This window comes from Kitasatospora sp. NPDC097643, assembly GCF_040302625.1.
Lineage (GTDB): Bacteria > Actinomycetota > Actinomycetes > Streptomycetales > Streptomycetaceae > Kitasatospora.
Map to the genome: position 1 here is coordinate 17,352 of NZ_JBEOSA010000087.1, position 16,360 is coordinate 33,711.

Sequence of the window (16,360 nt, forward strand, 5' to 3'; positions counted from 1 at the left end):
GTGGATTCCGACTATGCGAGCGACCGGCCGGCCGATCCGGCACCCACGCCTTCAGGTCACCCGACGGAGCCAGCGGCGGAGCCGGCGCCGGAGCCGGCCCCGGCGCGCGAGGACACCCCCTGAACGGCCGATGCGTGCCGCGTCGGATCGCGACCCTCCGGTCAGTAGCGTGCAGAGCCGAACCCGCCACCCACCGGAACGAGGCCCCATGGCGCACGCCCGGACGTCCCGCCACTCGCGCGACCAACGGCCCGGCGTCGGCCGGGACATCGCGTGAGCCGCTCCGGGTTGCGCGGCAACCGCTTCCTGCTCGCCCTGCTGATCGTGGTGGTCCTGTGCTCGGCCGGCACCGCGCTGTACCTGAACGAGCGCAACACCCGGCAGCAGGCCCGGCAACTGGCCCTCCCGGGTGCCGGTGACTGGATCGAACTGGACGTCACCTCCCAGGACATCGACCCCGGGACGGGCGAACTCACCCTCTACGTCGTGCCGGTTCCGCGCGGTGGCCTCGCCGCGGGGCCGGACTCCTCCGCGTTCAGCCGACAGGTCGTGATCACCGTCCAGGCGGCGACCCGCACCGAGCTGCGGGCGGCGCCGGGGGAGGCCGCGACGCCGCAGCCCGTGCGGGCCAACTTCTACGACGGCACCGTGACCGACTACCCCTTCGACCGCCACCACTTCGCGGTGTCGTTCGAGGCCTCGGACCCCACCGGCGCCGTCCCCGTGGGCGTGGTCTTCGCGGACGCCGACCCGTTCTTCGTGGTCCACCCGACCAGCACCCCGAGCGACTCCGGGGCGACCGTCCTGACGGGTGGCGTGACCAGGGCGCGCAGCACCTTCATCCTGGCCTGGTTCATGATCGCGGCTATGTGGGCGCTCGCCCTGGCGGTGCTGGCCGGGGCCGAGGTGCTCCACCGCGGCGGGCAGGGGATGGTGTGGCCCTCGCTCGGGTGGATGGCCGCGACCCTCTTCGCGCTCGTCGGCATGCGCAACGCCGCGCCCGGCTCACCGCCGATCGGTTCGCTGATCGACTACCTGGCGTTCTTCTGGGCCGAGGGCATCATCGCGGCGAGCCTGGTCGTCACGGTCGTCTCCGGCAGCCGGGTCGAGCGCCGCAAACGGGCGGAGGCCGCCGCGGCCACGCCCCCGGGGCCGTGAACGCCCCGCACACCCATCGAGAGGAGGCCGGGGCCCGGTTGCCCGGGCCCCGGCCGCCGGGTCACCCCGTGATCCGCCGGCGGTCGACGACCGTCCGCAGCTTGCCGCTGCTGGGCGTGCGCTCGAAGGCGGCGGAGTCGACGGTCTCGACCGCGCAGTCGAGCAGCCCCTCGGCGACGGCCGAGCCCAGCTCGGGGACGGTGTCCAGGAACGCGGCGCGGGCCGCCGCGCCGTCCGGGGCGTACCGGGCGTCGAGCCGGACGGTGGCCCGCTCCCGGCCGTCACCGGCGTCCAGGATCAGCTGCAACTCCCCCCGGTAGCCGAGTTCCTCCGCCGCCACGGCGGTGAGGCGCCGGACGTTGAGGAAGTAGGTGCCGACCCGTACGACGTCCCCGTACCGGCCGAGCAGTTCGATCCGCGGGGTGTGGCTGCCGCACGGGCAGACGCCCTCGACCGCGCGGCCGAGGTCGCCGATCTGGTACCGCGCCAGGCGCTGCCCGGCCCGGGTGCGGCTGGTGAAGACCAGGCGACCCGGCTGTCCGGCCGCCACCGGCCGGTCGGCCTCCGGGGCCAGGATCTCCAGGATGTGCAGGTCGGTGAGCACGTGGTGGACCGAGCCCTCGGCATGGGCGCACTGGTAGCCGAGCGGCCCCAGGTCGGTGCTGCCGTACGCCGCCGAGCGGATCACCTCGACGCCGAACTCCTCGGTGAGCACCCGGCGTTGCTCGGCCGTGAAGTGCTCGCCGCCGTAGAACACCTTCCTGATCCCGCCGTACCCGCGCAGCGCGTCGGCCTGGTCATGGAACAGCTGCCAGAGGTAGGAGGGCATGCCGAACACGGTGTCCGCCCCGTACGTCACCAGCGCCTCGGCGGTGGCGGCGTGGTCGGGGCCGGCGGCGATCGGCAGCTGGGTGGCGTTGAGCCGCTCCAGGATCGAGAAGAAGCTGATGAAGCTCCCGTACATGCCGCCGCAGTAGAACAGGTTGGCGGCGCGGTCCCGGGCCGGATCGAACCCGGCGGCGAGCAGGCCGTCGGCGGCCGCCCGCATCTGGGTGTCGTAGTCGGCGTTGGTGAACACCGACAGGGCCGGGGCGCCGGTGCTGCCGCCGCTGCGGAAGTACAGGTGGGCGTGGTCCGGGGCGAGGGTGCGCAGCTGCTCCTGCACCCCGGACTTGTCCAGCAGCGGGCCGCTCGGCGCGGCCGGGGTGACGGCGGGGGCCGCCAGGTCGTCCAGGCAGGCGGTGGTGGCGAACGCCTCGTCGGCCCGGACGCTGACGCGGCGGCTGTAGCGCTGGAGCGCGTAGACGCCGTCGTGCGGCTCGCCGTGGTAGCTGTCGAGCATCCCGCCGACCGGGGTGACCCGCAGCACGCCGGCGGCGACCACGGCCCGGGACAGCCGCGCGACGTCGGCACGGCTGCCGCCGATCGCGGCGGTCTGGAGGTACCGGCGCATCGGGCGCAGCACGGTCATGACGGAGGTGCGGGGCAGGGGCTTGACCCAGACGCTGCGGTGGAGCGGCGAGGCGGTCAGCGCCGGGCGGGTGTCGGCGAGGACGCGCCAGGAGCCGTCCTCGGCGGCCAGGACCCGGGTGAGGCCCAGGTGTTCCTCCAGCCGGGCGATCAGCTCGGTGGTGGTGATCTCGGCGTGCTCGGCCGGTTCGAGTGCGGGCCGGGGGAGCGCGGCGGAGGCGTCGGCGAGGTGGGCCGCGAAGCGTTCGGCGAAGGCGAAGACCTCGTCGTCGTCCTCGGTGTCGAGGTAGACCACCTGGGGGCTGGAGCACGCCTGCTGCTCGAAGCGGCAGACGTCGGCGGCGAGCGCGTCCAGCGTCGGGCCGTCCGACCAGGCGTCACGGGTCAGGTAGGCGAAGGAGACCCGGTGCCCCCACTCGATCAGGCGGCAGCCGGCCGGGGCCAGCTCGGCGACCGAACGGACGGCGTCCTCGCCGCCCCAGACCGCCACCGCGTCCGCGGGCTCGCACAGCAGCCGCAGCCACTCGGTGCGGGCGGAGGGGAAGCGCAGCGCGACGATCCGGCGGGCCAGCGCACCGGTCGGGTCGGCGGCGGCCAGCTCGGCGAGCAGCTGCTGGGGGAGCGGGGTGTCGGCGCTGCTGGTCTTCAGCACGTTGAGGTTCCCGGTGAGCAGGCCCTCGACCACGCTCAGCGGGGCGACGGCGGCGGCGTTGCCGGGGGCGATGTGGACCAGGAGGCCGACCGGTGCCCACGCCTCGAAGGTGGTCTCCCGCCCGTCGGGCCGGGTGAGCCGCTCGGGGCGGAGCCCGCCGAGTTCGCGACGGAGCTTGCGCTCCAGGGCCGGGCGGGCGATCGCGTCGGCGATCTCGGCGAGCGTCGCCGCCGCTTCGTCCGGGTCGCCACCGTCGGCCGTGAGTTCGGCGAGCAGGCGGGTGCGGACGGGGCTGCCCGGGTCGCCGAGGGCGTCGGCGAGCTGCTGGCAGGCGCTCAGCACCAGTTCGGTGGGCAGGGGTTCGGCCAGGACGTCGGCGGCGAGCTCCGGGAGGTCGGCCAGTCGGCGGGCGGCCTCCTCGTCGTCGATGAACGAGCCCTGCCAGAAGTGGGGTCGGGTGGTCACGGGGGTGGTCACGACATTCCCTTCAGGAGTTCGGCGGCGGCCGCCGCGCAGTTGCGGTTCCGGCTGACCCCGGCGCGGCCGTGCACGGTGAACCACGGGGTGGGCAGCGGGCAGGGGCAGTCCTGCGCGGGGTGCAGCGAGGCGAGGTCGCCCATGACGACGCTCTGCGCCGGCACCGAGGTGATGTACGGGGAGACGAGGTGGAGGAAGCCGCGTTCGCCGTACGGCAGCGGCTCCAGGGTGCGGACGTCGCGCACGGCCGCCCGCGACCAGACCGGCACGTGCAGGCGGTGGTGTCCGCACTCGATGTAGGGCACGCAGTGCTCGACCGAGCCGAAGGTGTCGCGGATCCGGTCCGAGGGGATGCCCAGCTGCTCCGTGACCTCGGCGTAGAACTGCTCCTTCCCGATCTGCCGGTCGGTGTGCCCCTTCCAGCCGCCGCCGAGCAGGACCAGGGAGCCGGCCGGCAGCTGGAGCGGCGGCAGGCCGAGGGCGCGCATCCGCTCCAGGGTGAAGTGCAGGAACGCCGGGAAGCCCAGGATCCGCACCGGCAGCCCGTCCTCGGCGTACCGCCGCAGCGCCTCGATGCAGCCGTGGACGTCGAACTCGTGGCCGCTGCCGGTGTGCCGCAGCGCGTGCGTGGTGTGGTTCGCCGGGGCGAAGTCGCAGAGGTAGTTGTCGGTGAACGAGGTGCCGAGCTTCAGCTGCGGCGCGGGCTCGTAGCTGTACAGCAGGTAGTTGACGGGCTGGTCGGGCGTGATCCAGCCGTAGTGGTCGAAGATCCGGGCCACCATGCGCTGCGCGGAGCGGATCGTCCAGGTGTCGAAGAACATCTGCGACTTCTGGCCGGTGGTGCCGGAGGAGGTGAGGTGCAGGAACACCTCCTCCCGCGGGATGGAGAGCACCTCGTGCCGCTTGAAGAAGTTGGCGTGCACCAGGGGCGTGCGGATCCCCCGGCCGACGGTCGGCGCCGGGGCCTCCACCGGGCCGTCCAGCAGCGAGCGGAGGAATGGCGAGCGCTGCGCGTGCCACGCGTTGGTCTCGGCCATCGCGGCGGCGAACAGGGCGTCGGTCTCCGGTCCGGCCGCGTACGGGTCGGTCAGGTCGCAGAGCTGCTGGACGTGCGGGAGCGCGGCGGGGTCGGGGACCTCGACCGGCGCGAGATGGGCGTTCACGGGACGGACGGTCACGGGGCAACCTCGGGAAGGGGAAGGTAGGTCGACGTCCAGGCGGTCAGGTAGGCCTGGAGGTACGGCTGGAGCCGGTCGCTGACGGCGGTGGCCCGGAAGTCGATCTGACGGCTGGTGCGGGAGAGCACCACGTAGTCGTGGAAGCGGTCGCCGATCCGGCGCATGGCCGGGTAGACGGCGCTCGGGATGAACCCGGCGGCCAGGAAGGCGTTGAGCCCGGCGGTGTCGGCCAGCGGCAGCAGGGTCTCGACGTAGTCGGCGCCCGCGCGGGTGACGGCCGCCATCAGCGGTTCGAGCGCCCCGGTGACGGCGGCCGGGGACGGGTGCACCGCGATCAGCGAGCAGCTCGCCGCGGCCCGGTCCAGGTCGGCGTACGCCTCGAACGCGCCGTCCGGCGGGGTGAGCACGGCGTTCGGGAGGTGCAGTGGGAAGAACCGTTCTCCCGGGTCGGGAAAGAGCTCCAGGAAGCGGCGGCGGACGAAGCCGGGTGCGGTGATCAGCTCCATCGGTGCGGTTACCGGCGCGCTCTGCCCGGCGGGCGGCGCGGGTGCGTCCGCCGCGGGTGCGTCCGTCGCGGGTGCGTCCGGCGCGTGCGGACGGCCGTACTCGACACCGGTGCTGCGCCGGGCCGCCTCCAGCAGCGGGACCAGGGCCCCCGGCACCGGGCCGACGCCGTCCCGCCGGGCCAGCACGCCGTCGGCGTGCCGGGCGAACAGCGCGAGGCTCTCGCACCCGGCCACCTCGACGGCGTTCGGCATCAGGCCGAGCGCCTGGAATCCGTTGCGGGCGAAGACCTGCTGCGGACCGGGGGTGACCATCCGGACGGTGGCGTAGATCGAGTCCAGCGCGCCGGTGGCGAAGGCGTCCGCACAGACGGCGGCGGTCAGCCGTCCGGCCAGGCCGCCACCCCGCTGCTCGGGGTGGACCGCCAGGCCCACCAGCTTGCCGATCCGGCCGCCGGGGTCGGTCTGCACCGCCACCGACCCGGCCAGGCGGCCGGCGCCCTCGTGGCGGGCGGTGCGATCGGTGCGTTCGGTGTGTTCGGGGCGTGCGGTCAGCCAGTGGGTGTGCGGGTCGTCGATCAGACGGCGCATCTCCGCGGGGTCGCTGCCGAGCGCGACCGGATAGCCGTGGCCGTAGACGTCGAAGTAGAGCTGCCGGAGCTGTGCGACGTCCTGCGGGGTCGCGGGGGCGATCGTCACGGTCATCGCGGGTCCCCGATCGGCTGCGCGGATGTGGTGGCGGTCGTGGTGGTGGTCGGGGCCGTCGCGGGTTCGCACCGGCCGGTCCACCACAGCGCGGCGGCGACCGGCAGCACACCCAGCGCCTGGACCAGGCACAGCGTCCGCGCCGGGAGGTGGTCGCCGAGCAGGCCGAACACCAGCGACGACACCGGGAAGGTCGCCCCGAGCAGGGCCTGCATGACGGCGAAGAAGCCGGGCCGGTCCTCGGCCGGGACCAGTCGCTGGAACAGCGCCACGAACCGTACGCCGATCACACCGACGCACCAGCCGGCGACCGCCATCGCGGCCACGGCCGGGATCCGGCCGCCGGCCAGGCCGGGCAGGCCGAGCGCGGCGGCCATCAGGCCCAGACATCCGGCGCCGACCACCGTGGGCGCGCCCGGGAGCCGGCTGCCGGTGAACGAGCCGACCAGGGTGCCGGTGCCGAGGGCCGCCTCCAGGGCGGCGACGGTCGAGCCGTCCGCGTGCAGCACCGTCCGGGTGTACAGCGGCATCACCACGAACACGGCGGTGGTGAACACGTTGGCCGCGGTGAAGCAGAGCAGCACCCGGCGGATGAACGGGAGTTCGGCCAGGATGCGGCGCAGCGGCCGCCGGGCGGCGGGTGCGGTGCCGTCCCCGCCGCCGTCCGCGGCCGGTGCGGCGCTGTCCGCGGCTGCTGTGCCCGGTACGCCCGGGAACCGGGTCGCGCCGATCAGGGCGGCCGCCAGCAGGTAGCCGCCGGCGCAGCCGGCCACGATGCCGGCGAGGCCCGCGGCGTCGACCACCAGCGGGCCCAGCAGCCCGCCGGCGAGCCCGGCCAGTGACTGGGTGCTGAGCTCGAAGCCGGTCGCGGCCTCGATGTCGGCGTCCTCGACCAGCTCGGGAACGGACGTGGTCAGGCACGGGTCGAAGACCGCCTGGCAGCCCGCCAGCACCAGCGCGGCACCGTACGTGACGGCCATCGGCGGCGTCGCGGCGTACGTCCAGCCGGCCGTGCCGAGGGCGGTCAGACCGGCGACGGCGGCCGAGACGCCCAGCACCGTGCGGTGCGGGCGGCGGGCGATGAGCGCGGCCACCAGCGGCGCGAGCGCGACCGCGGGCAGGGTGCTGACGGCGAGGAAGGCGCCGGAGGCGAGGCCGCGGTCCGCGCCGGCGGCGTAGCCGACCAGCCACCACACCGCGCCGACCTGGAACATCCGTCCGGCGGCCTGGGTGAGGACCTGTGCGGCCCACACGGCGCCGAACCGCCGGTTGCGCAGGACGAGCGGCAGGCGGCGGGCGGCGGCCGCCGCGGGAGCCTCGGAGACCGCAGCCGCCTCGGTGGCCGTCACGAGTGCGGCCGTTCGTCGAGGACGCGGATCAGCTTGCCGGTCCGCGGGTTGACGGCGAGCTCGTGCGGACGCACCCAGGCGACGGACAGCGGGTGGACGTAGCCGGCGGCGACCGCCTCCGGGTACAGCGGCCGCGCCGTGTGGACCCCGGCCTCGACGGCCGCGGCCAGCTCGGCGAGCCCGGCGGGGTCCCCGTCGCAGGCCAGCCGCAGGACCAGCCCGTCCCGGCCGTCCCAGCGGCGCACCACCAACTGCACGCCGCTCACCCGGCCGGCCGGGTCGGCGGCCCGGACGAGGTCGAGCACGTCCTCGGTGTACAGCGACACCGGCCCCACCCGAACGCCCTCCTGGGCCCGGCCGAGGATGCGGAACCGCCCGGTCGCGACATCGGTCCACTCCGCGCGGTCCCCGACGGGGTAGCGCAGCACGGGCATCAGCCGGCGCCGCAGATCGGTCACCACGACCCGGCCCGGCACCCCCGCGGCGGTGATCGGCTCGCCGGTGTGGTCGTCGAGGATCTCCACCACCGTCTCGGGGGCGAACATCCGGTGCACCCGGGTGTCCGTTCCCGGCACCGGCCGGCCGAGCAGCCCGGCGTCGACGGCGGCGTAACCGATGGACGAGACCCGGGCGTTGGGGAACACCTTGCCGAGCAGCGGGTGCTGGTCCTGGAAGAGGCCCTCGCCGCCGAACAACAGCAGTTCCACGTGCGGGAGTTCGCGGCCGGAGGCGAGCAGGTGGTCGGCCAGCGCGCACAGCGTCGTCGGGGTGCCGGCCACCACCTCGGCCTCGAACTGCTCCAGGGTCTGCGCGGTCGACTCCAGGGGAGCCGCCCCGCCGATCGGCAACCGGACGTTGGAGACGGGCGAGCGGTGCAGCGCGTCGAGGATGAAGGTGTAGCTGGCGTACAGGTCGCCTGCGTAGAAGAGGTCGGCGACCCGGTGCCCCGGGCGGAGTCCGGCGTCGACCAGTCCGGCACCGAACGACGTGGTGAACTCCCGCCATTCCTCCCGGCGGTAGAACGAGAACTTCGGCGAGCCGGTGGTGCCACCGCTCTTGAAGACGACCGCCTCTTCCAGCGGCCCGGTCAGCAGCCGGTTGTCGCGAGGCGTGTTGGCCTGCCAGAACTCGGCCTGCGGGACGACCGGGAGATCGGTCAACCGCACCGTCCCGTCGGGCAGTCCGGCGTACAGCTCGGCGTAGAAGGGTGAGTTGCGGCGTGCGAAGCGTACGAGCTCCGCCAGGGGTTGAACGGGCATCAATTCCTGCTTTACGGCATGCGAGGCCGGGCGAGGTCGCGTGGGTACACGACTTCACCCGATGGGTCGGAGGCGATCTGTCGGGCCGGCGGTCGGCGGAATTCGATTCCGCTGCGACCCGGCAGGCCACGGATGGGGAAACGGACCGAGCGGGCGCACCGTAAGCCGGAGGCTCGCGGACGGTTCGTCAGCTGATGCGATCTCGGGAGTGGTGGGGCCTCTCGCTCGCAGAAACCAAGGCTAGCATCCGACTGCGCCTGGGATTCCAGACCGATCCCTCATTCGAACGGTACGGATACGTCCTGAGCCCTCGTCAGCGTCCAGCCCCTGGCGGAAAGCGCGGGAAAGGGTGAGGTGGATCTCACGAAAGCCTGGATTCCGCATTCTGTAGTTGAATTCACGACATTTCATGTGGCTCGGGCCTGATGGCAGCTCTGATGCTGGAAACAGCGGGGCCGTTGACTCCCCGGCGGAAGGTGTTCCGTGGGGGAGTCAACGGCCCGTTGGGTGCTCGGCTCGAACGGCTACGAGCCGGTCGTCTGCGCGGTGAAGATCCAGCGCTGGTTGGCCCCGTCGTGGCAGTCCCAGATGCCGAGCTGGGTGCCGTTGTCGGTGGCCCAGCCGGGGAGTTCGAGGCAGCGGCCGGACTGCGGGTTGTAGATGCTGCCGTCGTAGCGGCGCAGCCACTGCTGGCCGCCCTCGGTGGGGTTGCAGTCACGCAGGACGACCTTGGCCCCGTTGCCGGTGGCGTTGTCCTGGGTGCCGACGCACTTCCCGTAGACGGTCATGGTGTTGTCGGGCGTGAAGGTGAAGTGCTGGTTGTTGCCGTTCCAGCAGTTGTAGACGGCGATCGCCGCGCCGGTGTTGTTGCCGCCCCAGTCGTCGACGCACTTGGTGGTGGCGTAGGCGCTCTGGACGTGGACGCTGGCGTTGCCGGTGGCGAGGGTGTTGGCCTGCTGGTCGGTGAGGGCGTACGGGTAGAGGCGGACATCGCTGACCGCGCCGTCGAGTCCGGCGGCGTCGGGGAGCTGGACCGTGGTTTCGGCGCCGATGGTGAGCGGGCCGTTGGTGGTCCACCCGTGCCAGTCGGGGTCGACCTTGCTGGTGCCGACGGCCTGGCCGTTGACGTAGAGGGTGATGGCCTGCGTGTCGGCGTTGTAGGTGCCGACCAGGTGGGTCCACGCGCCGACCTGGGGCGGCGTGCTGTCGCTGGCGGTGTAGTACTTGGCCGGCGGGTAGCGGTCCTCACCGGCGAGGGTGAACGACCACCGGCCGTTGGCGGCGGAGTACTGGAGGTAGAACGGGCTCCGCTGGTTCCCGGTCTGGGAGACGATGGTCCGGAAGCCGTTGGTGTTGTTGATCTTCGCCCAGGCGGCGACGGTGTAACTGCGGGTGGTGTCGATGCCGGGGCTCTGCTTGGTCTTGAGGTAGCTGCTGCCGTTGAGGGCGGTGGCCGCGCCGGCCACGCCGTTGTGGTCGGCGGTGCGGGTGGGGCGCCACTCGGGATCAGCGGGTTGTTGGTGCTGCTGTCGACGATCTTGTCGGTCCTGCCGTCCAGGGCCCACCAGCTCGGGGTGACGGCGGAACTGGCGGCGTTCTGCGGGCCGGCGTCCCAGGCGAAGGTCGGACTGGTGGGGTCGCCGGTGCGGTGGCCCCACCAGATCTGGATCTGGCCGTCGGTGGTGCGGCCCCAGAGGCCGGGAGCACCGTTGCCGGTCAGGTCGCCGTCGGAGCCGAGGACGGGCCAGGTCGCGACGGGGACGTTGCCGATCAGGACGGGACCGGAGATCGCCGTCACGGTAGGGACGTTGATCGGGTTGCCGGAGTCGTCCCGGGCGGGCTCGCCGTTGTGGGTCGGGGCGTAGGTGCCCGTGGTGAAGGTGTACGCCCGCAGGTCACCGGTGAGGCGGTTGCGGGTCCACAGGCCGGGGTGTCCCTGGCCGGCCCAGTCACCGGGGGTGATGAGTTCGAGGTCCTTCCAGCCGGAGGCCGCCAGTCGCACGGGGGCGCCGAGGGTCTGCGCACCGGTGGCCGGGTAGAACCACAAGCCGGCGTCGCTGCCGTTGCTCTCGACCGTCAGCAGGCCGGTCTGGTTCTTGAACTGCAGCCTGGTGTCGAGGTCGCTGTGCGCCGGGTCACCGAGTGAGGCCACCTGAAGGGTGGTGGACCAGTCGGCGGCGTACGCGCCGGGCGCGCACTGCGGCGGGGGGCTGTCGGCGTCGCTGCAACCGGGCTTGGTGACCGTCGCCTTGCTGTCGAAGCGGCCGGCGAAGCCGGTGTTGCCGGGGTTGCCGTAGAGGTAGACGTCCTTGTCGCCCGCGGCGTGGACGATGAGGTCGTCGACGTTCTTCCCACCGGTCAGGGTGCCGCGGTGGGTGAACTGGACGCCCTTGGTCCAACTGCCGGTGGGCGAGTCGGCCGGGGTCGCCGCCAGGGCGGCGGTGGGGCTCTTGGCGAGGGAGTTGCCGGGCACGTTGTAGGCGCGGAGGTTTCCGGCCTGGTCGTACGTGACGATGTCGGGAGCGCCGTCTCCGGTGATGTCGCCGAAGACCGGCGGCGGGCCGGCGGGGTTCCACGGCACGTAGAAGGCGTACTGGGTGACGGGGGAGACGTTGCCGGCGTCGTCCTCGGCCTGGATGTAGAGGATGTTGGTGCCCCAGCGGCCGGCCATGACCGGGATGCCGCCGGTGGGCAGGGCGGAGCCGCACTGCCAGCCGGCGCCGGCGAGTTGCGGGTCCCAGCTCCAGCGGAGGCACTTCACCCCGGAGGCGACGCCGCCGTTGGGGGTGGGGTCGGTGAGGGTGACCGGGACGTACCCGGTCTGCCAGGTACGGATCTTGGTGGTCTGCCCGTTGCCGGAGGGCGGGAACTGGGTGGCCAGCGCGGTGTCCGAGAGCTTGTCGTAGACACCGGGCACGGAGACCTGCGGCGGGGTCAGGTCGACGCCGAAGCGGCAGACGGGAGTGGAGGCGGAGAGGCCGATCAGCTGGTCGCCGCCTACGGCCGCAACATCCGCTCCACGATGAACCCGTGGGGCACCCAGGTCGTCACCACCACCACCTACGACGAGCCGACCGGCCGGACCCTCAACCAGTACGTCGACAAGCAGACCTCGACCACCGGGACCGTCCAGAACACTACCTACGCCTACAACCAGGCCGGCCGCGTCACCGCGATCCGGACCATCCCCGACAACACGCCGAACGCCACCGACCTGCAGTGCTTCGGCTACGACCACCTCGGCCGGCTGACCACCGCCTGGACCGACACCGGACGCCTCGACCAGGCGCCCAACCCGGCCGTGGGAGGCCAGGGGGCCTGCGCCAACTCCACGCCCACCAGCGGCGCCCAGGCGCCCATGCGAACCACCGCCGGCGGCTACGCGCCCTACTGGCAGAGCTACCAGTACGACCTGACGGGCAACCGCACCCAGCTCGTCGTGCACGACGCCGGCGGCGACACCGCCAAGGACACCACGGTCAACCAGACCTTCCCGTCCGCCGGCACCCGCAACACCCCGACCAGCGCGCCCAACAGCGGTGGCGGCACCGGCGGGCCGCACGCCCTGCTGAGCTCCACCAGCAGGACGGGCAGCAACGCGCCGACCACCAGCACCACCCAGTACGACACGGCCGGGCGCACCACCGCCATCACCGACACCAACGGCACCGCCACCCTCACCTGGAACGGCGAGGACCGGCTGGACTCGCTGGCCAGGACCGACGGCGGCACCACCAGCTACCTGTACGACGCCGAGGGCAAGCAGCTCATCCGCCGCAACCCCGGCAGGACCACCATCAACCTGGGGGCCGACGAGCTCACCGTCGACACCAACACCAAGCAGCTCGCCGGTGCCCGCTACTACGACATACCCGGCGGCACCACCCTGGTCCGCCAGGGCGGCGGCAAGCTGACCTACCAGATCGCCGACCACCACGGCACCGGCGTCCTGGGCATCGACTCCGCCACCCTGACCGAGACCCGACGCCCCAACGACCCCTTCGGCAACCCCCGTGGCACCCAGCCGAGTTCCTGGGCCGGGGACAAGGGCTTCGTCGGCGGCACCAAGGACGACGTCACCGGCCTCACCAACCTCGGTGCCCGGCAGTACCAACCCACCACCGGGCGGTTCCTCAGCCTCGACCCCGTCCTGGACCGGGCCGACCCGCAGCAGTGGAACGGCTACGCCTACGGCGGCAACGACCCCGTCAACGGCGCGGATCCCAGCGGCGAATTCGCCATCGGCGGCTCCTTCGGCGGATTCGGCGGGTTCCACGACCCACCGCCCTACAACCCCGGATCCGCAGGCGTCGCAGCCATCGCAGCCATGGGCTTCGAACCGGACAACGGGCCCGACATCGCCGCCGTTCAGAAGGCCCAGGAGAGCAAGAAGAAGGCCGAAGGCGCCAAGCAGAAGGTGCTGAACGCCGGCAAGCAGCTGGCCAAGATCGCCGCCGACGAACTCGGCATCACCGACGCCTTCAACTGCGTCACCGAGGGCGATCTCGGTGCCTGCGGGGAAACCGTCCTCAACGTCGCCACCAGCCTCATCGGTGGTGGCCCGCTCGCCAAGATCGCCAAGAAGTACGCCCTCCACTGGGGCAAGGCCTACGAACTCGCCAAGACCATCAAGCGCCTCGCCGGCGAGCTCTACGACGGTTTCAAGGCCTGGCGCGCGGAGTCCAAGGCCGCCCGCGAAGCCGAGCAGATCGGCGGAACCTGTCTCATCGGCGGGAAGAACAGATTCAAACCCGACACACCCGTCCTACTCGCCGACGGCAGCAGCAAACCCATCAAGGACGTGAAGCAGGGCGACAACGTCCTCTCCACCGACCCCCAGACCGACACCACCAAGTCCGAGGCCGTCACCGCCACCATCGTCACCCCTGACGACCGGCAGTTCACCGACCTCACCCTCACGGCCGACACCAAGCCGGCCACCACCCTCACCTCGACCCAGCACCACCCCTTCTGGGACGAGACCACCCAGCGCTGGACCGACGCCGCCGCCCTCCACGTCGGCGACCACCTCCGCGCGGCCGACGGCACCTCCCTCACCGTCCGGGCCATCCGCAACTACGAGCCCCAGCCGCAGGAAGCCCGAAACCTCAGCATCGCCGAGCTCCACACGTACTATGTGCTGGCCGGAGCGACGCCTGTACTGGTGCACAACTGCCCGGATTTTGTCCAAAATGCACGCGATGCAATTGCTGGCGAGAAGCCCACGGTGGGGCGCATATTTGATGCAAATGGAAATCCTATCGGCGTTGATGATGGCGTGCATCAGCTTCACAGCGGAACTGATAGCCTGTCGCCGGGAACCAACGCGTACATTCACGAGGCGGCCGGCAGGGGCGATGGCGTCGCGATCAATGCCAAGGGAAGGTATCCTCAGGATACTCATGTCGAGTCGAAGTATGCTATATGGATGCGCGATAACGGCGTCACTGATGCGGATGTCGTAATTAATCATCCAACGGGAATGTGTAGTGATTACCATAATTGCGGCCACGCAGTTGGGGCGATTCTCCCTCAGGGCTCGACGATGAGGGTGTGGGAGAATGGTGCGACTATACCGCGGGAGATAAGGGGCAGAGGATGATTCTCAATGTTCGGGCTGGCTCCACTTATCACTATGCAGAGACCTGGCCGGATATGGCGGAGCTGATTTCGAAGTTCATTCGGGAGCAGCAGGTCTCGATCCCGGGGATCGGGGCCGGGGACAATATTGTGTTTATGTTTGCTGACGGGCGGCATACCGCGCAGACCAGCGATTGGTGGCCAGACAATGCTCTGCACGTAGGGGTGAACTCGTCGACAGGCTTTGGCGGACTGGTCTGGTATGTCAGCCCAAAGCGTGCCGAAGTGGCGGGGGATGAGAAATCTCAGTGGTGCTGGGTGTCCGACAACCCTTCCCCGCCTGGCTTCGATCCCATGGTTCTTTCCGATCCGGGATCTCCCATGTGCTTCGATCCGCGAAGCACACTTCCTGTGGATCTGATCCGGGCCGCTTTGGAGGAGTTCTGCCGCAAAGGCAGCGGAGACCGGCCCGAGTGCATCCAGTGGGTTCACGGTGAGATCAACGGGGAACGTCTAGACGCATAATAAAGATCTCTCAGGTCTGGCCTCACGTGGCGTCACGTGAGGCCAGACTGTTTTAGTACGCAAGCCGACAGTTGTCGCACTGTGTGACCTAGAATTTCGGTTCCGGGGTAAGTGCGCTTCCTTAGACCGGCTTTGCCGCCCGATTGGTCGAGTGGACCGCACAGCCTCTCCGCTCACCTCATGAACGCAATCACCAGCGGGTCCGACTCTGGCGCGATGTACTCGCATGTCGGGGAGTCGACGTGGCAATGATCGCTTGCATCCGCCTCGGAGGCGAAGCCCGCAATGTTGTCGGCGAGGAGGTCGAGAGCTTCCCGTCCTCCCTGGATCCTCAGGACTTGGCCCTCCGTGACGATCGAAGCGGTGTCGCGCTCCGGATCCTCCCGGAGCGCGATCTCGGACAGCGACCTCTCGTAGGGGAAAGGGTGCCGGTTCTCCGAGAGATCACAGCTTCCGGCCTTCCCCCGCAACAGCTGCCCGAGCGCTAGGAGCTCTCGACGCGTCCCGGAGAGTTCAAGCTCTCTGGTCTCCCCGCTGTACAGAACCTGCATCACCACATTTCCTCAGTCCATATTCGTGCTCGGCGGCTGTTCCAGCGGGCTGCGGAGGTGATTCCTCGCCGGAGCTGCCGGCAACAGGCTTGTCGTGATCTGTTGGCCGTCAGGCGGCGGAGAGGTGCAGCTTGAAGGGTGGCCCGTGGGAGCTGGGCGTCCAGCCGTTCGACCGTGCGGTTCGAATGCCTGCGGCGACTTCGCGTGGCAGGACGACCTCGGCCGGCACCGCGTTCGGCTCGGGAACGGTCGGCCGGCCTGTCTCCACGACGAGCGTCGTGCCGGGGCAGGCTGCGTCCTCCACCATGTAGCTCAAGGTGCTGGGGTCGTGGTCGCAGCACCAGTGTCTCCGGCTCACGCGCCAGCGGTACTCGACGCCGTCGACGACGATGCGGCGGGAGCCCTTCTTCACCAGTGCCACGCTTCGCCCTCCGGCCTTCGACTGCTCGTACATGTCTGTCGCCAGTCTCCCGGTACGGCACGCGCGTGTCAGCGGGTTCGGCCCGGAGCCTCGCTTCGGCGCAGTGGCCTGTCGCCCGCTCGGTGATGACCCAAGGCCGCGTCTGCCGGCGGCGCCGAAGCCCTGGGGCAGGCCAATTTGTTCGGGGCGTGGAAGTAGGAGTACTGTCTCCCAGTCGCTCGGCAGGGAGCACCGGACACGCCACTGGCGCGGACGGTCCCGGGGCGGCCAATCCTCACGAAGCACCACTTCCCGGTTCGGGCCGGGTCGCGTCCTGTCGCGGCTCGGTGCGTTTTCGGCGTGCGCGTTTCCGGGGATTGCGGCCGGATTCGCTTTTCGGAGCGCAGGTCGGCTAATGTTTGGAACGTCGGACGGGGCGCGAAACCCCGGAAGACGCTGGCGAGTCGGATGAACGAAGCCCCGGAAACGGAGCGGAAAACATCTGATAAGCTGGAAACACGAAAGAACGAAGCGCCCGGAGGGCCCGCTGGAA

Annotated in this window: 11 protein-coding genes; 3 read left to right on the forward strand and 8 right to left on the reverse strand. The window is 71.1% G+C overall.

Translation table 11 applies throughout. The features are described 5' to 3' along the window. Positions 1 to 273 precede the first annotated feature (273 nt). Positions 274 to 1,158, forward strand: a complete 885-nt coding sequence (locus ABTY15_RS35825) for a DUF8686 domain-containing protein (protein ID WP_350605172.1) — start codon at positions 274 to 276, stop codon at positions 1,156 to 1,158. Between the two features lie 61 nt (positions 1,159 to 1,219). On the opposite strand, the gene ABTY15_RS35830 is transcribed toward ABTY15_RS35825, so the two are convergent. The 6 genes from ABTY15_RS35830 to ABTY15_RS35855 form a co-directional block, all read right to left on the reverse strand. Beyond that, positions 1,220 to 3,757, reverse strand: coding sequence for an acyl-CoA reductase (locus tag ABTY15_RS35830; RefSeq protein WP_350605174.1), 2,538 nt, complete (start codon positions 3,755 to 3,757; stop codon positions 1,220 to 1,222). After that, positions 3,754 to 4,920: a LuxE/PaaK family acyltransferase gene (locus ABTY15_RS35835; RefSeq protein ID WP_350605176.1), complete on the reverse strand. Its 1,167-nt coding sequence runs from the start codon at positions 4,918 to 4,920 to the stop codon at positions 3,754 to 3,756. Before ABTY15_RS35835 ends, ABTY15_RS35830 begins: the two co-directional genes overlap by 4 nt. A gap of 11 nt (positions 4,921 to 4,931) precedes the next feature. Then, entirely contained in the window at positions 4,932 to 6,143 is a 1,212-nt protein-coding gene (locus tag ABTY15_RS35840; RefSeq protein WP_350605178.1) for a GNAT family N-acetyltransferase, read from the reverse strand. After that, on the reverse strand, positions 6,140 to 7,492 hold the full coding sequence (locus ABTY15_RS35845; protein WP_350605180.1) for an MFS transporter: 1,353 nt from the start codon (positions 7,490 to 7,492) through the stop codon (positions 6,140 to 6,142). The genes ABTY15_RS35840 and ABTY15_RS35845 overlap by 4 nt, the downstream gene beginning before the upstream one ends. Next, on the reverse strand, positions 7,489 to 8,751 hold the full coding sequence (locus tag ABTY15_RS35850) for a phenylacetate--CoA ligase family protein (protein ID WP_350605182.1): 1,263 nt from the start codon (positions 8,749 to 8,751) through the stop codon (positions 7,489 to 7,491). The genes ABTY15_RS35845 and ABTY15_RS35850 overlap by 4 nt, the downstream gene beginning before the upstream one ends. A 524-nt stretch (positions 8,752 to 9,275) precedes the next feature. Next, positions 9,276 to 10,316 carry a LamG-like jellyroll fold domain-containing protein gene (locus ABTY15_RS35855; protein ID WP_350605185.1) on the reverse strand — a complete coding sequence of 347 codons (1,041 nt, stop codon included), beginning with the start codon at positions 10,314 to 10,316 and terminating at the stop codon, positions 9,276 to 9,278. A 1,457-nt stretch (positions 10,317 to 11,773) separates the two neighbouring features. Here ABTY15_RS35855 and ABTY15_RS35860 point away from each other — a divergent pair. Next, the gene (locus tag ABTY15_RS35860) at positions 11,774 to 14,353 is read left to right on the forward strand and encodes a DddA-like double-stranded DNA deaminase toxin (RefSeq protein WP_350605187.1); all 2,580 of its coding nucleotides are present in this window, start codon (positions 11,774 to 11,776) and stop codon (positions 14,351 to 14,353) included. Next, on the forward strand, positions 14,350 to 14,856 hold the full coding sequence (locus tag ABTY15_RS35865; RefSeq protein ID WP_350605189.1) for an Imm1 family immunity protein: 507 nt from the start codon (positions 14,350 to 14,352) through the stop codon (positions 14,854 to 14,856). Before ABTY15_RS35860 ends, ABTY15_RS35865 begins: the two co-directional genes overlap by 4 nt. A 173-nt stretch (positions 14,857 to 15,029) precedes the next feature. Here ABTY15_RS35865 and ABTY15_RS35870 read toward each other — a convergent pair whose 3' ends face one another. Together ABTY15_RS35870 and ABTY15_RS35875 are read right to left on the reverse strand one after the other, a co-directional pair. Further along, on the reverse strand, positions 15,030 to 15,407 hold the full coding sequence (locus tag ABTY15_RS35870) for an Imm32 family immunity protein (RefSeq protein WP_350605191.1): 378 nt from the start codon (positions 15,405 to 15,407) through the stop codon (positions 15,030 to 15,032). A gap of 109 nt (positions 15,408 to 15,516) precedes the next feature. Next, positions 15,517 to 15,861, reverse strand: a complete 345-nt coding sequence (locus ABTY15_RS35875) for a hypothetical protein (protein ID WP_350605193.1) — start codon at positions 15,859 to 15,861, stop codon at positions 15,517 to 15,519. Positions 15,862 to 16,360 lie beyond the last annotated feature (499 nt).